We start from the raw sequence: 19,205 nt of genomic DNA, 5'->3' as shown, positions 1-19,205 counted from the left end.
GCGGGCGGGGATGTCGTCCCTCCCGGCTAGGTGGCGGGCCTGCGATGCGGTGAGTGCCGAGCAGGGAGTACGCGTCGGTCTGTGCTGGCTCAGTGCTTGGCGCGTGCAACGATGATTAGCTTCGATGCCGCACAAGCCAGCTACGCCGAGCATGTTCAGCCACTGCCCAGCGAGCCACTCCCGACGGCTGCAGCCAGTGGCCGCGTGCTGCGGGCGGATGCCGTGGCCGCAGTCGACCTACCGCGTTTTGATCAAAGCGCAATGGATGGCTATGCCATCCGGCATCAGGACGCGCCCGGCCGCCTGCCATTACAAGGCCGGGCGGAAGCCGGTGGCGCCGCGCCGGTGCTGGAGCCGGGGAGCTGCGTACGTATTCTCACCGGCGCCCCGTTACCTGCCGGTGCCGATACCGTCGTGCCCCAGGAGCAGGTCGAGTCGGACGCAAGGCATGTGCGCTTTGTCGACGGTGCGCAGCCGGGTCGCCATATCCGAAAGCGTGCTGAGGAAGTCGCTGCTGGTCAGCGCATCGCCGAGGCCGGGCAGCGCCTCTCCCCGGGTGGCGTCGCGGCGCTTTGTGCCGCCGGTGTGGCCAGCGTCGAGGTGACGCGCTTGCCACGCGTGACCGTGCTCGTCACCGGTGATGAGGTGGTTCCGGCCGGCCAGCCGTTATCGGATTCCGCCACGCCCGATGCCAATGGGCCGCTGATCACCGCCTGGCTCAGGGCGGCAGGTGTGGCCGAACTGCAGACCGTGGCGGTGGCAGATACGCGACAGGCCGTCGATCGGGCGCTGGCCGAGGCGCTGGATCAGTCCGATCTGGTGATCACCTCGGGTGGGGCCTCGGTAGGCGACCGGGATTTCATCCCTGAAGCAGCCGATGCCGCAGGCTTGATCCGGCATTTCTGGAAGGTGGCGCAGAAGCCGGGCAAGCCCCTGCTGTTTGCCTCGCGCGGGCCGCAGGTGTTGTTGGCGCTACCGGGTAACCCGGCGTCGGTTCATCTGGGCCTGCAGTTGCACCTGCGCAGTATCCTCGCCCGCCTGGCTGGCGACGCATCGCCCGCATTACCCTGGCAATGGGGGCGGTTGGATGCGCGGCCCACTCTCAAGGGTGACCGGCCCTTATTCGCGAGAGCGCGGGCCCATCATGACCCAGCACAGCCACCCCGGCTGGATCTGCTCCCCGGGCAGGGGTCTCATAGGCTGGGCAATTTGCTGTCGGCCAATGCGCTGGTCCGTCTTGAACCGGACGACACGGGGCCCTGGGCGGCTTATCTCCCGATCTAGTCGGCCGTCTTGTTCGCGCTTTGTGGCGCGCGCAGGTTGCGCCAGGCAATCGACACATTGCGGCAGAACATTTCCACCAGCCGCTGGGCCGAGGCTTCCAGCGGTGCATCAGATTCCAGATAAATCACGAAGTTGCTGTGGTCGGTCGGGGCCGACTGGACGGCCGCGATCTGATGCGACTGGAAGATCAGCCGACCTTCCTCGCGGGCCTTGTGGATGCGCGCCAGCGTGTCGGCATCCAGGGCCTGGGCGGCATCGCTGCCCACCAGCGACTCAAAACGGCCAGACCCGGCAAGAATGCGCAGTGCCGGTTCGCAGTCTGCCGCGGCCATGCCTGAGGCATGCAGCATCACCGCGTCGTCCTCCAGGAACAACAAGGCGCATAGCTGCTCGATGACACCCTGAGCGAACCGTTCCAGCGACTGTAGCTCGAAGATGTGGGCGGAGGCGTCGATCACCTTCTCCAGGCCACGGCGGTTGGCATCCAGTGCCATCAGGTCGCGATAGGCGGATAGGCCGGTGTAAATGGTCGTGAACAGGCGCTGGCGCGTCAGTTCGGTCTTGTGCTTGTAGTCGTTGATGTCGTAGCGCGTAATCACATCGATCTCGGGCGCCTGACCGGGTTGACCAGTGCGCAGAATGATGCGGATGAACTGGTTACCCAGCTCGTTGCGGACATACTCCACAACGTCCAGCCCCGCGTGGTCGGATTCCATGACCACATCGAGCAGCACCAGCGCAATATCCGGTTGGCCGGCGATCATCTCGCGGGCTTCGGCGCCGGAATAGGCGTGAAGAAACTCCAGGCCGCGGCCATTGAACTCCAAGCCGGTCAGGGCCAGCTTGGTGACGTCGTGTATATCCGGGTCGTCATCGACGATCAGGATCTTCCAGGCCCGCAAGGGGGCAGCTTGATCGTCGTCTTCGTCGAGAAAGTCGAGGCTGTCGTCATCCATCATGATCTGGGGTCCTGTGAAGGAGGTGCCGGGCGGTCCGGGGCACGCAGCGGAATCAGCATGTCGTAGCGTGTGCCCTGACCGGGCTCGGTCTCCACGGTAATACGGCCTTGCAGGGCCTGGGTCACCAGATTGAACACGATATGCATGCCCAGTCCGCTGCCGCCGGCCCCGCGCTTGGTGGTGAAGAACGGGTCGAAGAGCTTCTTCCGGTGATCGGGCGACATGCCGCAGCCATCGTCGCTGCAGATCAACCGAAGCTGCTCGCCTTCGGCCTGTGCCTGGACCGTAATGGTGCCCGGGCGCCGGTCATCGAAGGCATGAATCAAGGCGTTGGTGACCAGGTTGGTCAGAATCTGCGCCAGCGCACCTGGGTAGGAGTCCAGCATCAGGTCTTCCGGAATCTCGGTGGTGACCTGGTGCGGCGTTTTCTTCAGCCGGGGCGTCAGGCTTAGCAGCACCTCGTCCACATATTCCTTGAGGTTGAAGTGTCGGCGCTCCGCGCTGGACTGGTCGACCGCGACTTGTTTAAAGCTTTGCACCAGCTCAGAAGCACGGTGCAGGTTGCTGAGAATGATGCGGGTGGCATCGTCGGCCGTCGAGGTGAATTCGCTCAGATGCGAGCGTTTCAGCGTGCCCGCGGCCAGGCGCTCGACCAGCTGCTCGGCGGCTGCTCGCAACGTCGAAGCCGCCGTTACCCCGACACCGACCGGGGTATTGATCTCATGCGCGACGCCGGCGACCAGTCCGCCCAGCGAAGCGAGTTTTTCGGTTTGGACCAGCTGGGTTTGGGCTGTTTGCAGCTGATCCATGGTCTGCTCGAGTTCGCGGTTGGCGGTCCGGGTTTCCTCGACCTGGGTGGCCAGGCGTTTCTGCGCGGCCAGAATGTCGGCATCCCGGTGCTGAATGCGCGCCAGCATGGTGTTGAAATCACGTGCGAGCTGGCCGATTTCGTCCGCACCGGAATCCTGGGCGCGCAGGCTGTAGTCGCGGGTTTCGCTGACTTGTCGCGCCACCGTGCCCAGGTGGAGAACCGGATCGGTGATCATCCGCTGCAGCCGGGTCATCAGGGGGACCGTGACCAGCAGGCTGCCAATCAGCACCGTTAAAGTCAGCTGCACCTGCTGGCGCAACTGGGCATAGACCGGGGCTAGCGTGGCGGTGAGTTGCAGGTGTCCGAGAGTTTCGCCCAGCAGCTGGACGGGCAGCCGCGCCGTGACCACGCCATCGAGTTGTACCTCTCCGGTTTGGCAATCAGCGGATTCGGGACGTTGAAAGCTGGCGAACACCGCGGGCTCTCCCTCGGCGTAGAGGCAGGCCCGAACAATCGCCGGTGTTGCATCCAGGGTGGCCAGCACCTCGGTGGCGGTGGACGGATCATTAAAGCTTAGCGCCGCCGTGCTGTTGGCCGCCATCAGCGTGCCGATGGTCTGGAGATTGCGCTCGCTGGCGCGCAATTCGGACTGATAGGCCAGCCAGATCAGGGCGCCCGCCGCGAGGAGCAGGCCTGCAGCGGCCGCCACCATGGCGATGACGGTGAGCTTGCGGCCGATGGGCTGGTTACGCAGCACGGGCTCAGGGTTGCCGGGCCACGCTGAGCAGCTTGGCGCTAACCGTGAGCTGCTGGGCCTGGGCAGATTCCACATCAATGGAAAAACGGATTTTGCGTTCTTCCAAAAATAGCCGAATCACGCCGCTTTCCACGGTGTCGGGATGTTCGTAGACGCTGAGCAGCCCGGGGCTGGGCAGCCGCCCCAGTTGCTGGCGTACCCGGTCGTCGTCGCCTCGCAGATAGGCCAGATCACAGCCATCCAGCGACTCGGGACGACGCTCCACGCGCATCGGGCGACGCCCCACCGATTTACCGGCCAGCGAGCTGCGGATGGTGTCCGCCACGTCATCAGGCACTTGCAGGCAGAGTTGAACAGGCGAATCCGGCGCATCGAAGTGGCCGGCAGGCCAGTCCACGAACTTGGCGAAATTCAGCAGAAAGGCCGCCTTGACCCGGTCGCCTACGGCCGCGTGGCTCGGCGATGCAAAACCGATGGCTGCCGCCAGCAACACCCATCCGCCGCCACGCCAGAGTGAGGCGGGGCGCAGCGCGATTACCGGTCCCATAGCCATTGCAACTCCAGCATCAGGCTGCGCTCAGTTTCGCGTCGCTCATCCGGCTCACCGAACTCAGGGTGGTGATCGTCCAGCAGGTTACTCCCAATTAGCGCAATGGACAGGCCGGGCTGCAGCTGCCGTTCTACCAGGATGTCCAGTTCCGTGTAGGCGGGCACCTGCTCGGACTCCAGTTCGTCGACGTACCGCAGAATGCCTGCCAGCACCCACTGACCGGGAGACCAGCGCAGCGCTGTCAGCGCCTGGTGGCTGGGGCTGCCACCTTCGATCCCGTCGGCGCCTTCCTGGTCCTGGCTGGAGCCCATCTCGGCGTCGATATCGAGACCGGCGTACCAGAGCCGCCATTCCCAGTGATCGAAAGGCCGAGCGATAAGCAGGGCCTCGCCACCGCGGCTTCGGGCCGCCAGGCGGTTGTCAAAGCGGATGCCCAGGGTGGCCGGCTCATTGCTGCGCAGCTGCTCATAGTCGCTGTGGAACAGCGCGAGGTCGATGGTCAGCCAGTCGAGCAGGGAATGTCGCCAGCCGGCCTCGTAGGTCCAGACCTGCTCGGAGTCGAGGTCCGGGTTGCCGATGCGCAGTGTCTCGTCCCCGCCACAAAAGCCCGGAAGACCGTCTGGTGGCGGGCAGTACAGGCCGATGTCATGGTCAAAGCGGTTGGGCGTGCGCACCGCGCGGGATGCCGAGCTCCAGAAGTAGCCGTTGTCGGTTTTCAGGCCGATCCTTACGCCGGGTTGGACCTCGTAACCCGTGAAGTCGTTGTGCTCGAACTTGGAGCCGACCGTCAGCGTCAGGCGGTCCTGCCAGAGCGTGACCCGGTCCTGCACGAACGCGCTGGGCTGATCGATGCTGCGGTCGGCCGGGGTGAAGATAATGGCGCGGGGCGGCCCCCCGGTTTCGTCGCGGGATCGACGATAGCCCAGGCCTGCCGTGATCTGGTGTCGCTCCGCCAGCCGCGTGGACCATTGGCCCTGCAGGTCGACCGTGTCCCGCACTTCGCGGTACAGGGTCGGGTAGTCCCGTCGATAGCCGGTGTACGCCAGTCGCAGCTCGGTGCTGCCTGTGTCGGCGTATTGGTGACTCCAGACCAGATTCAGCGATGCCCCGCGCGCGTCGTTCTCGACCGACTCCGAACCTGTCACGGCGGTGTCGGCTGCATGCGCGGCATAAAGCTCGGCGGTGCCCATCAGGGTTTGTGTGTCGGTGAGCCGGGCATCAAAGCGGCCGCCGCTGGCAACCAGGGTTTGCCGATCGGCACCGCTGTCCCCGTTGGGCATGCGGCTGCTCTTGCGCTCCACCGCGCGAGCGTAGACGCGCGCGGCGGCCTGGCCGTCCAGCCACTGACTGGAGCCTGTGCGCAGTGTCGCAGCGTTGCGTTCGGTGCCCAGCTGGGTGACCACGGCCGTGCCATCTGTTTCGAACGCGCTGCGGGTCACGATATTGATCACGCCGTTCACCGCATTGGCGCCCCAAAGCGTGGCACCGGGGCCACGCACAATCTCGATACGGTCAAGGTCATCCAGCGGCAGGTCCAGCACGTCCCAGAAGACCCCCGAGAACAGGGGGGTGTAGACGCTGCGTCCGTCGATGAGTACCTCGAGCTTGTCGGAGGTCGTGCTGTTAAAGCCGCGAATAGAGATTGCGTACTCGCGGGCGTCCACCGCCGCCACGTTGACGCCTGGGACCAGGCGCAGGGCGTCAGGAATTGACCGTGCACCGGATTGCAGGATTTCGTCGCGTGTCAGCACGTAAACCGCCGCAGGCGCCTGGGCCGCCGGCTCCGCTGCCTTGGACACGGTGACGACTTCGAGCTCCAGCAACTCTTCCAGCGACAAGGCCGTGAAATCGTTGGACGCCAGATCGAGCTGCGCCGACCATGCCGGTCCGCACAAGAGCAATGGCCAGACCCATCGGCCAATGCGCCCAGGCCAGCGGTCTGGGTGGCCGGGTCCGTCGCGGCGGTTGTCTGGCTTCATCTGTCCCCCTCTGCGTATCGCATCCAGTCCCCCTGCAGCGGGTGGTCGCAGGTCTGCATCGATGTCGAGCGTAGCGATTGCGTGGTGAAGGGGCGATGAAGGCAGTGCGATGGCGATGGCCTGCCCGGGGCGGGCTCGCAGAGATCACCGCGGTTTCGGTAGGATGCGAGGCTTGGGGATTGGGGACATCATGAAAAGCGATCAATTGTTCGACCGTCGCAACGACGGTGAGGCTGCGCGCGAACGCCGGGAGGCCAAGCGCACGGCGGCCAATGAGTTGTTCTGTCAGGCCGCCAGCCAAGCTATTTTGCTGGACCTGAAGGCCAGGGGCGTTTCGGCCGGCGATGCCGTCGATCTTAGGGCCTACTGGCCTGAGCTGGCTGACCAGACCCATATCCGGAGTCTGGATTTTGTAGGGGCGACTGGCGCGCTGGTGGGGGCCGGCCTGCTGGAATCACGGCACACCGGACATCGATACGAGCTGACCTTGACCGAGGCGGGTGCGTTGGCCATCGAGCGGCTGGACAGTCGGGCCACGCCGCCGGACGGTCGCGCGCTGCGCGCACAGGTCGTCAGCGCTTTGAACGAGGACTAGGCGGCCACTCGAACACCGTCGTGCCGTCGGTGACCCAGGTTCGATCTGTTGGCGCCCCCTGGATGGGGTGGCCGCCTGTCAGGCTGCCAAAGGCCGGGAGCACCAGGCGATGGCCCGCCAACCAGAATGCCGGCAGCCGCTGACGGGTTCTCGCGCCGGTTTGTAGTCGCAATACCGGGTGCCAGTGACCACAAAGACTGGGCCGATCCAGTCGCTCTGGCGGTTCGTGACAAAGCGCCAGGCCGTTGAGCGAACGGGCTTCCTCAAGGCAATGAGCATTGAGTTGGACGGCCAGCGTTTCGATCCGGCGGTCGTGGTTGCCGACCACCCAGCTGAACTCCAGGTCCGCGTGCGTGTCGCGCCATGCCAGTAACTCGGGAGTCCAGTCTTCGGAAGCGCGCGGAGCCGCATGCAGCCAGTCGCCCAGGACGAGGAGCCGAGCGGCGTCGTGGCGTCGGATCAGCTGCGTGAGCCTTGCCAGATCAGACCCGGCGCCGCCCTTGGGGATGGCCAGACCCTGACGTCGAAACACCGCATCCTTTCCCAGGTGCACGTCGGCCACCACCACGGCCTGCTGAGCCGGCCACCAGAGCGCGCGCTCGGGCAGCAGCCAGAGCTTCTCGCCGCCAAGCGTCAGCGAAAGTCCCTCAGGCGGCGTGACTTGCACGACGTTCAATCAGTTCGGCCGCTCGCTGCAGTCGCTCGGCAAGGGATTCGCTGGACAACTGCTGACGCTGGGCTTCGGCGTAGAGTGGGAAGGCGAAGGGACTGAGAGACTCGGTGGCATGCCAGCGAATCGGCTGCCGGCGTAGCCGGGTTAGGGTTTGCTGGAAGCGGCCCCAGTCCAGTGCCTGGCGACGCGATTCAAGGCTGGCCTGCATTAACAGCGGGTTGTCGGGGTCGTAGCGCGCGAACACATCAAAGAGCAGGCCGGTCGACATCTGCACCTGTCGCGTCGACTTGCCGCGACCGGGATAGCCGGTAAAGACCAGTCCGGCGGTCTGCGCGACATCCCGGAACTGGCGCTTGGACAGCTCGGTGGCGTTCAGCGCCTCGGTGAGCAGATCCTCCACCGATCCGAAATCCAGCAGCTGGGCGAGCCAGGCTGAATCGTCCGGCCAGGGCTTGCTCGACAGCAGTTCCAAACCGTAGTCGTTACTGGCCACCGTGATGCTGCGCGCCTGCTGCCGCGTGACCAGCCAGGCGAGGCAGGCGCCGAGGCCTTCGTGTACGGCCTGGCCGGCGCAAGGAAACAGCGCCAGATGCCAGCCCTCTCGCGACCGGGTGGTCTCGACCAGCAGAGACTCATGGCTGGGCAGGGACGATACCTGTTGCTGCAGCCGCAGCAAGGGTGCAAGTGCGGCATATTCTGGCGCGGCATCCGGCTTCGCAAGCCAATCAATAAAGGCGGTGGACAGGGCCTCTGATAATGGCAGGCGGCCCCCAGCCCAGCGCGGCACGGCCACCCGCCGGCGACGCGCCCGTCGCACATAGGCCGTGAGCTCGCGCACCCGGACGAGCTCCAGTGCCCGCCCCGAGAACAGGAACTGGTCGCCGGGTTTCAGCCGGGAGATGAAGGCCTCTTCCACATGCCCCAGCGACCCACCTTTCAACCAGCGCAGACGCATGGTGGCATCAGCGGCGATGGTGCCGACCATCATGCGGTGGCGACGGGCCACGGTGGCATTGCTGACGCGCAGGTGTCCGTGTGCGTCGGCCCGCACGCGGTGGTATTCCGGGTAGGCTCGCAGCACCTCGCCGCCGCGACCCAGAAAATCCAGCACCCAGTCCCAGCGGGCATCGCTGAGATGGCGGTAGGCATGGGTTTGGCGCAGCTCGGCGAGCAGCGCATCGGGCCGTTGCGGCTGGCCGAGACAGCGGGTGACGACGTGTTGCAACAGCACATCGATCGGTTCATTCGGCGGTTGGCGTGCCTCGACACGGCCCGACGCCCAGAGTCGGCGGGCGGCGGCGAATTCGGCCAGTTCCAGGGTGTGGGTTGGGACGCAAAGAATCCGGCTGCTGGCCCCGGGCTGATGCCCGGCACGCCCCGCGCGCTGGATCAGACGGGCCAGGGTGCGGGGCGAACCGATCTGGATGACCTGGTCGACGGGTGAGAAATCCACGCCCAGGTCCAGGCTGGAAGTCGAGACCACGCAGCGCAGCGATCCTGTTTTGAGGCCTTGTTCGGCGGCATCGCGCAGGCTGCGGTCCAGCGATCCGTGATGCAGGGCGATCCGCCCATCCAAGGCTTCGGTACAGGCCAGGGCTTCAAACCAACGTTCAGCCTGTGACCGCGTATTGGTGAACAGCAGTGTGCTGCGGGCGGCCGTGATCTGTTCGACGATACGGGGCAGCAGACGCAGGCCCAGGTGGCCGGCCCAGGTCAGCCGGTCCTGGGTGTCCGGTAGCAGTGATTCGATGACCAAAGGTTTCTGGCTTGTCGCAGCGAGTAGCGCGCCGTCTCGACCCGGGCCCAGCAAGACATCACGGGCTTCTTCCAGATTGCCGATGGTGGCGGACAGGCCCCAGACCCGCAGCGAAGGGTTCGCGACGCGGAGTGCAGCGAGCAACAACTGGGTCTGCACCCCTCGCTTATTGCCCAGTAGCTCATGCCATTCATCGACGACCACCGTGTCGACACCCGCCAGGTGCGTGAGCATGTCGCGATAGGTCAGCAGCAAGCTGGCCGACTCCGGCGTGGTGATCAGGATTTCGGGTGGTTTGCGGCGTTGGCGGCTGCGTTGGGACTGGCCGGTGTCGCCGGTGCGGCATTCGACGCTCCAGCCGGGCTTAATCGCCGCAACAGGCGCCTCGAAGGCCTGCTGTAAGTCGGCGGCCAGTGCACGCATCGGGGTGATCCACAGCATCCGCAGGCGGCCGCCGGTGATCGTGCTGTTGAGCAAACCGCCCAGGGCGGCCAGGGATTTCCCATGACCGGTCGGCGCGTGGAGCAGCCCGGATTGGCCTTCGGACCAGGCCGTCCACAAGGCGGCCTGATGCGTCAGCGGCGCCATGCCCTGATCGGCCATCCAGTGATGCATCGGCGTCTGGGTCATGGCGTCTGGGAACCGGCGCCTTGCAGCAGGTCTTGCAGGGCGCGGAGGTGATCGGCCTGCTCTGGTGACTTGTCCTGCCGCCAACGCTGGATTCTTGGAAAACGCAGCGCAATCCCGGACTTGTGCCGGCTGGATGGGCGCAGGCCCTCGAAGGCGATCTCGAAGACCTGGCCAGCCTCCACCGCACGCACCGGGCCGAACCGATCCGTGGTGTGTCGACGAATCCAGCGATCCATTTCCGACAACTCCTCATCGGTGAGACCGGAGTAGGCCTTGGCCACCGGGACCAGCGCATCGCCTGACCAGACGCCCAGCGTGTAATCGGTGTACAGATTGGAGCGACGCCCATGACCCGCCTGGGCGTAGAGCAGGACACAATCCACGGTGTAGGGCTCGACCTTCCACTTCCACCAGTAACCGCGCGGGCGACCGCTGCTGTAGCGGCTGGTCTTGTGCTTGAGCATCAGGCCTTCCACGCCACGCTCACGCGCCTGACGAAACGCCGATTGCAGGGTGGCCCAGTCTCGGCCCTCGACCAGGGGGGACGGGCGCAGCGCCTCGCCCAGATGGACCGCGCGGCGCTGTAGCCGTTGCCGGCGCATGGCCAGGGGCTGGTCGCGCAGGTCGATGCCCGCGTCTTCGAGGAGGTCGTAGACCAGCATCCGCACAGGCACGTCTGCCATGAGTTTCGTGCTGACGCGCTTGCGATTCAGTCGACGCTGCAAATCCCCGAAGGGACGGACACCCCTGGCATCCCAGGCCAGAATTTCACCATCGAGTACCGTGCCATCCGCCAGCGTTGCGGCCGCATCCCGTAATTCCGGAAAGAGCGGGGTGACATCGTCTTCGCCACGTGACCAGATCGCGACAGCACCGTTGCGTACGACGAGCTGGGCACGCATGCCATCCCACTTCCATTCGGCCAGATAGTCCGTGGCGTCCCCGAGATCCTGAATGGATTCCGGAGCCGGGTGTGCCAGCAAAAAGGGGTAGGGGGCCAGCGAATCCGCGGGGCGCTCGTCAGCACCCAGCCGGTCCATGAGGCCGGGGTCCGGCTCGATGCGCCCCATTAATCGTGCGGCGATCCGTTCGGCGTCGACCTGAAGATGCGCCGCCAGGGCATGGATGACGCTTTGGCGGGCCACACCGACCCGAAAGCCCCCCGTCAACAGTTTGTTGAAGACCAGTCGCTCATCGGCAGGCAAGTGAGACCACAGCCGACAGAGTTGATCGATTTGCCCGGCTTCATCCGCCCTTGCCAGTGCCGGTAGGCGCCGTTCGAGCAGTTCATGCAAGGGGATGGACTGCGGGTGATCGGGCTCGGGCAGCAGCAGTGCAATGGTCTCGGCCAGGTCGCCAACGTGGTGATAGGTCTCCTCGATCAACCAAAGCGGCAATCCGGTGCGTTGCGCGGCGGCCTGGCGTAGTCGTGTGGCATTAACCGCGCGGCGTGGGCGCTGACCGCAGAGTGTTGCCACCGCGTGGGCCGCATCCCGGGCGGGCGCGGATGCGAAGTATGCGACCAGGGCCGCGCGCTTGTGCGAACTGCGCGTGCTGCCGTCCAGGGTGTGGAAGAGTGCGGCGAAACGTTTCATGGGCTGTCTTCGCCCGGCGGGCGCTGCGCCTCCAGGGCGCGGGCATCCAGACCACGTTCACGCAGCAGGCGTTCCAGCGGGGCGCTGTCGCCGTGGGTGAGCAGTACCTGCTCGGCCTGACTGTCTGCAACGGTCTGCAGCAGACCTGCCCAGTCGGCGTGGTCGGACAACACGAAGCCCCGGTCATAGCCCCGCCGCCGTCGGTTTCCGCGGAGTTGCATCCAACCCGAGGCAAATGCAGTCGAACGCTTGGGGAAGCGTTTCATCCAGGCACTGCCGGCGGCGCTGGGTGGGGCCATGACCAGGCGTCCGGCAAAGCTTTGTTGCCGGCGGCCAACGGTTTCGCATGGTGCCAGCGGAACACCGGCGGCTTCGTAGATGGCGTTAATGGGGGGCAGGGCGCCATGCACGACCACCGGTTCATCGAGGGCACGCAGGCCATGTAACAGGCGCTGTGCCTTGCCCAAGGCGTAGCAGAACAGGACGGCGGCCTCGCCCCGGACGCGGCATTGCGCCCACCACTGCCGTAGCTGCTCGAGCACCACCGCTTCGCCAGGCCAGCGGTACACCGGGTACCCGAACGTCACCTCGGAGATCAGCGTGTGGCACCGCTGCGGCTCGAACGCCGTACAGGTGGCGTCCGCATCGCGCTTGTAATCACCCGTGACCACCCAGACCTCGCCGCGGGACTCCACACGGACCTGTGCCGACCCGAGAATATGCCCGGCCGGATGCAGGCTGATGGTGACGCCCTGATGGCGGATGACCTCGCCGTAGCGAACGATGTCACCGGAGATTTCGCCCAGACGGCGTTGCATGACCGGCCAGCTTTGCGCATGGGCCAGATAGTGGGCGTGACCCGGCCGCGCATGGTCTGCGTGGGCATGCGTGATGATCGCCCGGTCCACCGGCCGCCAGGGGTCGATGTAGAAATCGCCGGGCGCGCAGTACAGCCCGCGATCAGTTTGTTGAAGCAGGGGTGCAGCCAAGAATTCTCGCCCAGCCGCCAGTGCGGCCTTCGGCCAGATGTGGTCGAGGGCGCGAGATTAGTGCAGGGCCACAGGACTGGCAGGCGTGAACAAGGTCGATGGCGGCAGGCTGGCCGCGTGAGAGATCGGTGATCTTGCCGCCCGCTACAACAAGACGCGGCGAGGGCACCGCGACGTCAGGTCATGCGCGCCTGCAAACAGGCCTGACCGCGTCGCGCCTCGTTTATTCGGAATGACCAAACATTGCTTCGCGCGCCGTGCCTCGTCGGTTAGCGGACCGCAACGTGGCGGCACGAAAAGCCGAGGGCTTGGCTATCAATCGTCGCTTTCATCTGCGCCGAACGCCTGGCGCAGGTTGGCCCGGACGTGGCGCAGCACATCCTCGAGGTCCTTGCGCTGTGTCTCATCCAGCCCGGCCAGCACGGTCTCGCGGGTTTCGATGGAAATCCGGTCCATTTCTTCGAGCAGGGGGACACAGGCGTCAGTGAGCTGCAATTGCACGGCTCGACGGTCCATGGGGTCGGGAACACGGACGACCCAGCCCGCCTTGACCAGTCGGTCGACCACCTGGGTGACGGACACCGGATGCACCTCCAATTTCTCGGCGAGCTTGGCTTGGTTGATCCCCGGACGATGCGAGATTTGGTACAGCGCGCGCCACTGGGACTGGGTCAGGTTCAGGTGCTCGGCACGCTGACCGAAATCCCGACGGATCAGGCGGGCGATTTCGACAATCAGGGACGAGGGGCCAACGGGGACGCGAGATCGGGGCACGGATGCCTCTAACTATAAGTGTGCCTATGCACTGTCCATATTGGCCGGGACCGGGTCAAGTCTTGTGTCTTGACGCAGCTGCGATGGGGCTCGACAGTGCGTGAGGCACATCAAGGGGTTAGGCGGCATGAAAATCGGAGTTCTGGGTGGCACCGGCATGTTGGGGCACCACGCTGCAGCGGCCGCGCAGGCAGCCGGGCACGAGGTTGTGGTCCTACACCGTGCTGGGTCAGACCTGTCACGCGTCAGCGATCTGGCCGCCGAATGCCGGGTGGCCGATGCCAACGAGCGGGCATCGCTGGAGCAGGCCTTCGCCGGGCTCGATGCGGTGGTCAACGCGGCCGCGTACTACCCCACGACACCGCGACCGTGGCGCGATGAAGTCCGCACAGCACTGCGGCAAACCGAAGATTTCCTGACGGCCTGCCGAGCCGCTGCTGTGTCGCGTGCCGTTTACGTCGGTGGCTCGATTGCGCTGGCGCCAGCGGGGGAGGGTGCGGTCGGAGATGAGCGCTGCATCCGTGACACGGCGCCCCGGACACGTAATCCGTACGTGCGCCTGAAGTGGGCCATGGACGCCCACTACGCCCAGGCGTCGGATCAGCAACTCGCGGTGTCCATCGCGATTCCGGCCATGACGTTCGGGCCGTATGACTATGGGCCGTCGACCGGCCAGTTGCTGACGCGTCTCGGCAATGGCGCATTGCCCAATTATGTGCGCGGCAACCGCAATGTCGTGGCCGCCGAGGATGCCGGGCGCGGCATTCTGGCCGTGATCGAGCGCGGCGCGGCGGGCGAGCGCTACCTGCTGACCGGCAGCAATACGAGTATGGACGAGATCATGACACTGGCGGCTCGCCGTCTGGGCACCGCCGTGCCGCGCGCGGTGCCTTTGCCGGTTGCCCGGGCCGTGAGCGCGGTGCAGGCCCTGCGGTATCGGTTGGGCGGACCACCACCGCAGATCAGTGCCACGGCGATTGCGGTGATGTCGGCCGGCCAGCACCTCAGCGGCGACAAGGCTTTGCGCGAACTGGATTACCAGCCCCGGCTGACCCTGGAGCAAACCCTGGACAGCGCGCTGGACTGGTTCCGCAGTGTGGGCTATCTCCCGGCCTGAGCGAGCCGCCCAGCCGGGCGGGAGGTGATGGCGGGATCAGGGATGGCTGATCCCGCCAGACGACTTGCAGCGCTTGGCGCGATCTGGCGTAGCTAGGCGCGCCCCAGCATGGACCGGGCGATGACCTCTTTCATGATTTCGGAGGTACCGCCGTAAATCCGCTGGACCCGCGCATCGGCAAAGGCCCGCGCGATGGGGTATTCGCTCATGTAACCGTAGCCACCGAATAGCTGCAGGCAGCCATCGGCCACATTGCATTGCATCTCCGTGCTGGCCAGCTTGACCATGGCTGCGGTGGGAACATCGAGCTGCCCCTGGGCATACAGGCTGGCGCAGTGATTCACGAAGGCTCGATTCACCTCGAGATCTGTTTTCATGCGCGCCAGCTCGAAGCGCGTGTTCTGAAAGCTGCCGATGGCCTGTCCGAAGGCCTTGCGGTTTTGCACATAGTCGATGGTCTGCTCGATGCAGCCCTGCGCAGCGCCAACGGCCGTGACGCCCAGCGCCAGCCGTTCGCGGGGCAGCTCGTCCATCAAATGCCCGAACCCGCCACCCAGCCTGCCGAGCACGGAGCTTGCTGGCGTGCGCAAGTCGCTGAAGTAAAGCTCCGAGGTGTCGCCGGCGTGCTGCCCGATCTTCTCCAGGTTGCGGCCGCGGCTGAAACCATCGAGGTGGGTGTCGATCAGGAATAGCGTCGTGCCCCGGGCGCCGGCCTTGGGGTCGGTCTTAACCGCCAGAATGACCAGGTCGGCATGCTGCCCGTTGGTGATGAAGGTCTTCTGCCCGTTGATGATGTAGTCATCACCATCGGCCACGGCATTGGTCTTGATCGCCTGCAGGTCGGAGCCTGCGCCGGGCTCGGTCATGCCGATGGCGCCGACGGCTTCCCCGCTGGCCAGTCGGGGCAGCCAGTAGGCCTTTTGCTCGTCCGTGCCGAGGTGGGAGATATACGGGGCGACGATGTCCGAGTGAACGGCCAGATTCGTGGCCAGGCTCATCATGCCCAGGCGCGCGGTCTCTTCCAGAATGACGCAGGAGAACGGAAATTCCGCGCCGATACCGCCGTGTTCTTCCGCGACATCCACACAAAGCAGCCCTGCCTCACCCATGCGGTTCCAGAGATCGCGGGGCATGATGCCCTCGCGCTCCCACCGCTCGTAATCGGGGAGGACCTCGTCTGTGAAAAAGCGTCGGACGTTGTCGCGAAAGAGTTCTAGTTCGTTATCCATGTCTCATCCAGTGCATCGCAGGCTGCGGACGGTACCACTGTGGGCGACGGCTGGCAGCCAGTCTTTGGATGGGGGCGGGGTGGGCGCATTGACCCTGGAGTCGACAACAGGGTTAGACTCGCCACCATGCGCTGGATCGTTCTAAGCCTCGTCTTTGTCCTGGCCGGGATGCCTGTCGTCCAGGCCACAGAGGCCTGTTGCCTCGAACGGCCGGCGCCACCGACACAGCCGACACACACCGAGGCGAGTGCCCAGGCCGATCAACCGCCTTGCCACGCGCTGGTCAGCGCCGTCGCCGAGGTGGATGGACCTGAGTTGCCTCACGCCGATTGCGCACAGGGCGCAGCCTGTATGAGCGGCGTGCTCGCGGGGGCTGTCGTCCCGCTCTGGAACCTCGCAGCGCCCCTGGCCGACTCGCCGCGGCGTGCCGGTACTCGCGCCACGCGTGACGGGATCACGGCTGATCTCATCCGACCTCCCAGTCTGACCTGACGGTCACCGCACCCACGAGGTGCGGCGCTTACGCCTGTCCGGAATCCGCACCGGACCGGCTTCGGGCCGTTCGCACGGCCGATCCAGTCAGGACTCAACATGATTGACAGAGACTTCGATGGCGCCTGGTGGCGTCTGGCTTTTTTGCTGTTGTGCAGCCAGCCCCTGCTTGCGCAGGCCTGGACGGCGCAGGCGCTGGTTGACGAAACCCTGGCCGCCAATCCTGGTGTGGACGCCCTGCAGCAGGCTGTCGCCGCCGCGGCTTGGCAGGTCGAGCCGGCCGGTGCCCTGGACGATCCGCAACTAACCTACGCCATCGCGCCACGGTCCGTGGACGCGGCGGGCATCGATCCGGGCCATATCGTGGGTGTTGCCCAGCCGCTGCCCTGGCCGGGTAAGCGAGCGGTACAACGCAAGGCGGCCGAATCCAACGTTCGCGTCGCAGAGTCAGATCTGCGGGCACTGCGGCTGGCGCTGTCGGCCACAGCCCGTCAGGCCTACGCCGAGCTGCACTACCTGCATGGCGCCCTGCGAATCAATGCCGAGCAGCAGCAGCGGCTTACCGAGCTTCAACAGGCCACGTCGGGCCGTTATCGGGCGGGCGCCGGGTCTCAGCATGCGCTGCTCCGCGCCTCAACGCGGCTGGCCGAGCGCCGCCGCCAGGCGCTGGAGTTCACCGCGCGGCGTCGCATGGTGGAGGCGAGGGTGAATGCCATGCGCAATCGTCCCATCCATTCGAGCGTGCCCCGGCCCAGCGGCTGGTCCACCCTGCCTGCGCTGCCGCCCATCGCAGCACTCGAGGGCGCGTTGCGGCAGTCCAATCCGCGCCTGTTGAAACTGCAGGCCCAGGGTAGAACGGCGCAGCTGAATCGTGAACTGGCGGCGCTGGCGTACAAGCCTGACCTCCGGCTGACCGCGAACTATCTGGGGACCTTGCCGCGGTCGGAGTACCGAACCCAGGTCGGGGTGATGCTGAATCTGCCCCTGGGTCAATCCAAACGCCGCGCGGCCGAGGCCGCCGCCGATGCACGAATCGCCGGGCTGGAGGCCGAACAGCGGCAGCAGGTTCAGCACCTGGTCGCGGCGCTGGCCGAGCAGGTGGCCGCCGACCGTGCCGCCGCGCAGATGCTGCAGCTTTATCGAGGCGATCTGGTGCCTCTGGCGCGTCAGACGCTGGAGGCCGCGATGGCCGACTATGCCAGCGGGCGTGGCGATGTAGATGCTGTCATCAATGCCGAGGAGGGCCTGTTGCAGGCGCGAGTGGGCCGCCTGGCTGCGGAGGCGCGCCAATGGAAGCACCGCGCCCGTATCGCGCGCTTAACCGGTGGGATGCTGGACGAACAGCTGCTAGGGGAGACCGGATCGTGAACACCTATCAACGTTGGATTGTGCTGATCGCCGTGCTCATGGCCGCTGTGGTCGGTTACTCGCTGGGGACGTTTCGCGCCCCTGAGCCAGGCACCGAGGCGATGCGGTCCGGCGCCGGAGGCGGCGACGGGCCTTGCGAGGGGGCACCAGCCGAGTACTGGGTGGCGCCAATGGACGCCAGCTATCGGCGCGACGGTCCCGGGAAGTCGCCGATGGGCATGGATTTGGTGCCCGTTTGCGGCGGGGGCTCCGGTCAGAGCGTCGATGTTCAGATCGAGCCGGCCGTCGTTCAGCATTTGGGGATACGCAAGGCCGTCGTGCGGCGGGAGCGTCTGGCGCCCACCATTCGTGCCAGCGGTGTCGTGGCGCTGGATGCCGATAGCCTGAACATGGTGCATAGCCGTGCGGCTGGCTGGCTGGAGCAGCTGGGGGTTTCGACGGTGGGTGAGCGCGTGCAGCCCGGTGACTTGCTGTTCTCGTTGTTCTCTCCGGATCTGTTGGCGGCTGAGCGCGAATACCTCAGCGCCCGAGGGCACCGCGCGTTACGGGAGGCCGCCGCCGACCGGCTGCTGGCCCTGGGCTACACGCGCGCGCAGATCGCAGCGCTGGCGCGCCGAGGCTCAGCGAGGGAGCGGAGCGACCGCCACGCGCAGGCACCCTGGGTGGTTGCCTCGCTGGATGCGCGCCCCGGCCAGTTCGTCACGCCCGGGAGCATGGTCATGACGCTGGCCCGGCTCGACCGTGTGTGGATCTATGTGGACGTGCCCGAGCGACAAGCCGCCCGACTCAGGCCCGGACTGGCCGCCGCTGCAACGGTGCAGGCATGGCCCGGGCGGCAATGGACCGGCCGGGTGGACCTCGTGATGCCTGAGGTCGACGCCTCGACCCGCACGCAGCGGGCGCGTCTGGTGTTCGACAATCCAGACGAGCAGCTCGTGCCGGGCATGTTTGCCGACGTGACGCTGACCCCGGAGCCCGATGCCTCGATGCTGACGGTGCCAACACAGGCCGTGATCCGAACGGGCCAGGGTGATCGCGTGGTGCGCGTGGCAGCGCCTGGCCAGTACGACATTGTTCCCGTCACCACCGGGCTGAGCACCGAGGGGCGGACCGCGGTGCTAGAGGGTTTGGCGGCCGGCGATCAGGTTGTGATCAGCGGTCAGTTCTTGATCGATTCCGAGGCCAATCTGGATGCCGAGACGCTACGCCTGCGAGCCCGTCAGCGGCCGGCTGGCCGGGCCCGGGCGATCGTCCGCGAGGTGAACGTCGCCGATGGCACGGTTCGCCTGGAACACGGGCCGCTTGAACCGCTTGGCGAGACCGGCCTGTCCATGCCAGGGATGACCATGTCGTTTGATCTGGGTGCGGGACTGGACCCGGCAGCATGGTCCCCGGGGGATCGGGTCGAGGTTCGGGTCGAGCGGCAGGGCGCCGCGCGCTATGTGATCACCGAGATCGACGCCAGGTCGGCAGCGCCGATGGATCACGGCGAGATGGGCCATGGTGAGATGGGCCATGGTGAGATGGACCATGGTGAGATGGACCATGGTGAGATGGACCATGGTGAGATGGACCATGGTGAGATGGACCATGGTGAGATGGACCATGGTGAGATGGACCATGGTGAGATGGACCATGGTGAGATGG

16 protein-coding genes are annotated in these 19,205 nt (G+C 66.0%); 6 read left to right on the top strand and 10 right to left on the bottom strand.

Translation table 11 applies throughout. The features are described from left to right. Window positions 1-111: 111 nt before the first annotated feature. The gene (locus DEH80_RS16225) at window positions 112-1,284 is read left to right on the top strand and encodes a molybdopterin molybdotransferase MoeA (protein WP_109721573.1); all 1,173 of its coding nucleotides are present in this window, start codon (window positions 112-114) and stop codon (window positions 1,282-1,284) included. On the opposite strand, the gene DEH80_RS16220 is transcribed toward DEH80_RS16225, so the two are convergent. From DEH80_RS16220 to DEH80_RS16205, 4 genes are read right to left on the bottom strand one after another with little or no spacing between them, the layout of a single operon-like run. Further along, the gene (locus DEH80_RS16220; protein WP_133249288.1) at window positions 1,281-2,243 is read right to left on the bottom strand and encodes a DUF3369 domain-containing protein; all 963 of its coding nucleotides are present in this window, start codon (window positions 2,241-2,243) and stop codon (window positions 1,281-1,283) included. The genes DEH80_RS16225 and DEH80_RS16220 overlap by 4 nt on opposite strands. Beyond that, the gene (locus tag DEH80_RS16215) at window positions 2,240-3,811 is read right to left on the bottom strand and encodes an ATP-binding protein (RefSeq protein ID WP_165831525.1); all 1,572 of its coding nucleotides are present in this window, start codon (window positions 3,809-3,811) and stop codon (window positions 2,240-2,242) included. The genes DEH80_RS16220 and DEH80_RS16215 overlap by 4 nt, the downstream gene beginning before the upstream one ends. A gap of 4 nt (window positions 3,812-3,815) precedes the next feature. After that, complete coding sequence (locus DEH80_RS16210) at window positions 3,816-4,364, bottom strand: YfiR family protein (protein WP_109721570.1); 549 nt, start codon at window positions 4,362-4,364, stop codon at window positions 3,816-3,818. After that, window positions 4,346-6,340, bottom strand: a complete 1,995-nt coding sequence (locus tag DEH80_RS16205; protein WP_109721569.1) for a TonB-dependent receptor plug domain-containing protein — start codon at window positions 6,338-6,340, stop codon at window positions 4,346-4,348. The genes DEH80_RS16210 and DEH80_RS16205 overlap by 19 nt, the downstream gene beginning before the upstream one ends. 190 nt (window positions 6,341-6,530) lie before the next feature. Between DEH80_RS16205 and DEH80_RS16200 the strand changes: the two genes are divergently transcribed. Beyond that, on the top strand, window positions 6,531-6,935 hold the full coding sequence (locus DEH80_RS16200; protein WP_133249287.1) for a hypothetical protein: 405 nt from the start codon (window positions 6,531-6,533) through the stop codon (window positions 6,933-6,935). On the opposite strand, the gene pdeM is transcribed toward DEH80_RS16200, so the two are convergent. From pdeM to DEH80_RS16175, 5 genes are all read right to left on the bottom strand, one after another. After that, window positions 6,913-7,602 (bottom strand): ligase-associated DNA damage response endonuclease PdeM, encoded by a 690-nt coding sequence (gene pdeM / locus DEH80_RS16195; protein ID WP_165831524.1) that lies wholly within the window; start codon window positions 7,600-7,602, stop codon window positions 6,913-6,915. The two genes, DEH80_RS16200 and pdeM, sit on opposite strands and share 23 nt — an antisense overlap. Continuing rightward, complete coding sequence (locus DEH80_RS16190) at window positions 7,583-9,994, bottom strand: ligase-associated DNA damage response DEXH box helicase (protein WP_109721566.1); 2,412 nt, start codon at window positions 9,992-9,994, stop codon at window positions 7,583-7,585. The genes pdeM and DEH80_RS16190 overlap by 20 nt, the downstream gene beginning before the upstream one ends. Further along, window positions 9,991-11,589 (bottom strand): ATP-dependent DNA ligase, encoded by a 1,599-nt coding sequence (locus DEH80_RS16185; RefSeq protein WP_109721565.1) that lies wholly within the window; start codon window positions 11,587-11,589, stop codon window positions 9,991-9,993. The genes DEH80_RS16190 and DEH80_RS16185 overlap by 4 nt, the downstream gene beginning before the upstream one ends. Next, the gene (locus tag DEH80_RS16180; protein WP_109721564.1) at window positions 11,586-12,578 is read right to left on the bottom strand and encodes a ligase-associated DNA damage response exonuclease; all 993 of its coding nucleotides are present in this window, start codon (window positions 12,576-12,578) and stop codon (window positions 11,586-11,588) included. Before DEH80_RS16180 ends, DEH80_RS16185 begins: the two co-directional genes overlap by 4 nt. Window positions 12,579-12,893: 315 nt before the next feature. Further along, the gene (locus tag DEH80_RS16175; protein ID WP_109721563.1) at window positions 12,894-13,352 is read right to left on the bottom strand and encodes a MarR family winged helix-turn-helix transcriptional regulator; all 459 of its coding nucleotides are present in this window, start codon (window positions 13,350-13,352) and stop codon (window positions 12,894-12,896) included. 127 nt (window positions 13,353-13,479) lie between these two features. On the opposite strand from DEH80_RS16175, the gene DEH80_RS16170 reads away from it, so the two are divergent. After that, a complete protein-coding gene (locus DEH80_RS16170; RefSeq protein ID WP_109721562.1) occupies window positions 13,480-14,469 on the top strand; it encodes an NAD-dependent epimerase/dehydratase family protein in 990 nt (329 codons plus the stop codon). 92 nt (window positions 14,470-14,561) lie between these two features. Here DEH80_RS16170 and DEH80_RS16165 read toward each other — a convergent pair whose 3' ends face one another. Continuing rightward, a complete protein-coding gene (locus tag DEH80_RS16165; protein ID WP_109721561.1) occupies window positions 14,562-15,698 on the bottom strand; it encodes an acyl-CoA dehydrogenase family protein in 1,137 nt (378 codons plus the stop codon). Between the two features lie 126 nt (window positions 15,699-15,824). Between DEH80_RS16165 and DEH80_RS16160 the strand changes: the two genes are divergently transcribed. The 3 genes from DEH80_RS16160 to DEH80_RS16150 form a co-directional block, all read left to right on the top strand. After that, a complete protein-coding gene (locus DEH80_RS16160) occupies window positions 15,825-16,190 on the top strand; it encodes a hypothetical protein (protein WP_109721560.1) in 366 nt (121 codons plus the stop codon). A gap of 99 nt (window positions 16,191-16,289) precedes the next feature. Beyond that, window positions 16,290-17,558 (top strand): TolC family protein, encoded by a 1,269-nt coding sequence (locus DEH80_RS16155; protein ID WP_109721559.1) that lies wholly within the window; start codon window positions 16,290-16,292, stop codon window positions 17,556-17,558. Beyond that, a partial coding sequence (locus DEH80_RS16150; protein ID WP_109721558.1) for an efflux RND transporter periplasmic adaptor subunit occupies window positions 17,555-19,205 on the top strand: 1,651 nt, incomplete at its 3' end. The genes DEH80_RS16155 and DEH80_RS16150, both read left to right, overlap by 4 nt.

This window comes from Abyssibacter profundi (assembly GCF_003151135.1).
Taxonomy (GTDB): domain Bacteria; phylum Pseudomonadota; class Gammaproteobacteria; order Nevskiales; family OUC007; genus Abyssibacter; species Abyssibacter profundi.
The sequence above is the reverse complement of the archived record's forward strand: the minus strand, read 5'-3'. Positions and strand labels throughout refer to the sequence as shown.

What these genes read in the sequence shown, in the direction of transcription:
- DEH80_RS16225 (WP_109721573.1), top strand. Translation starts at nt 112, where the DNA reads ATGATTAGCTTCGATGCCGCACAAGCCAGCTACGCCGAGCATGTTCAG.
- DEH80_RS16220 (WP_133249288.1), bottom strand. Translation starts at nt 2,243, where the DNA reads ATGATGGATGACGACAGCCTCGACTTTCTCGACGAAGACGACGATCAA.
- DEH80_RS16210 (WP_109721570.1), bottom strand. Translation starts at nt 4,364, where the DNA reads ATGGCTATGGGACCGGTAATCGCGCTGCGCCCCGCCTCACTCTGGCGT.
- DEH80_RS16205 (WP_109721569.1), bottom strand. Translation starts at nt 6,340, where the DNA reads ATGAAGCCAGACAACCGCCGCGACGGACCCGGCCACCCAGACCGCTGG.
- DEH80_RS16200 (WP_133249287.1), top strand. Translation starts at nt 6,531, where the DNA reads ATGAAAAGCGATCAATTGTTCGACCGTCGCAACGACGGTGAGGCTGCG.
- DEH80_RS16190 (WP_109721566.1), bottom strand. Translation starts at nt 9,994, where the DNA reads ATGACCCAGACGCCGATGCATCACTGGATGGCCGATCAGGGCATGGCG.
- DEH80_RS16185 (WP_109721565.1), bottom strand. Translation starts at nt 11,589, where the DNA reads ATGAAACGTTTCGCCGCACTCTTCCACACCCTGGACGGCAGCACGCGC.
- DEH80_RS16170 (WP_109721562.1), top strand. Translation starts at nt 13,480, where the DNA reads ATGAAAATCGGAGTTCTGGGTGGCACCGGCATGTTGGGGCACCACGCT.
- DEH80_RS16165 (WP_109721561.1), bottom strand. Translation starts at nt 15,698, where the DNA reads ATGGATAACGAACTAGAACTCTTTCGCGACAACGTCCGACGCTTTTTC.
- DEH80_RS16160 (WP_109721560.1), top strand. Translation starts at nt 15,825, where the DNA reads ATGCGCTGGATCGTTCTAAGCCTCGTCTTTGTCCTGGCCGGGATGCCT.
- DEH80_RS16155 (WP_109721559.1), top strand. Translation starts at nt 16,290, where the DNA reads ATGATTGACAGAGACTTCGATGGCGCCTGGTGGCGTCTGGCTTTTTTG.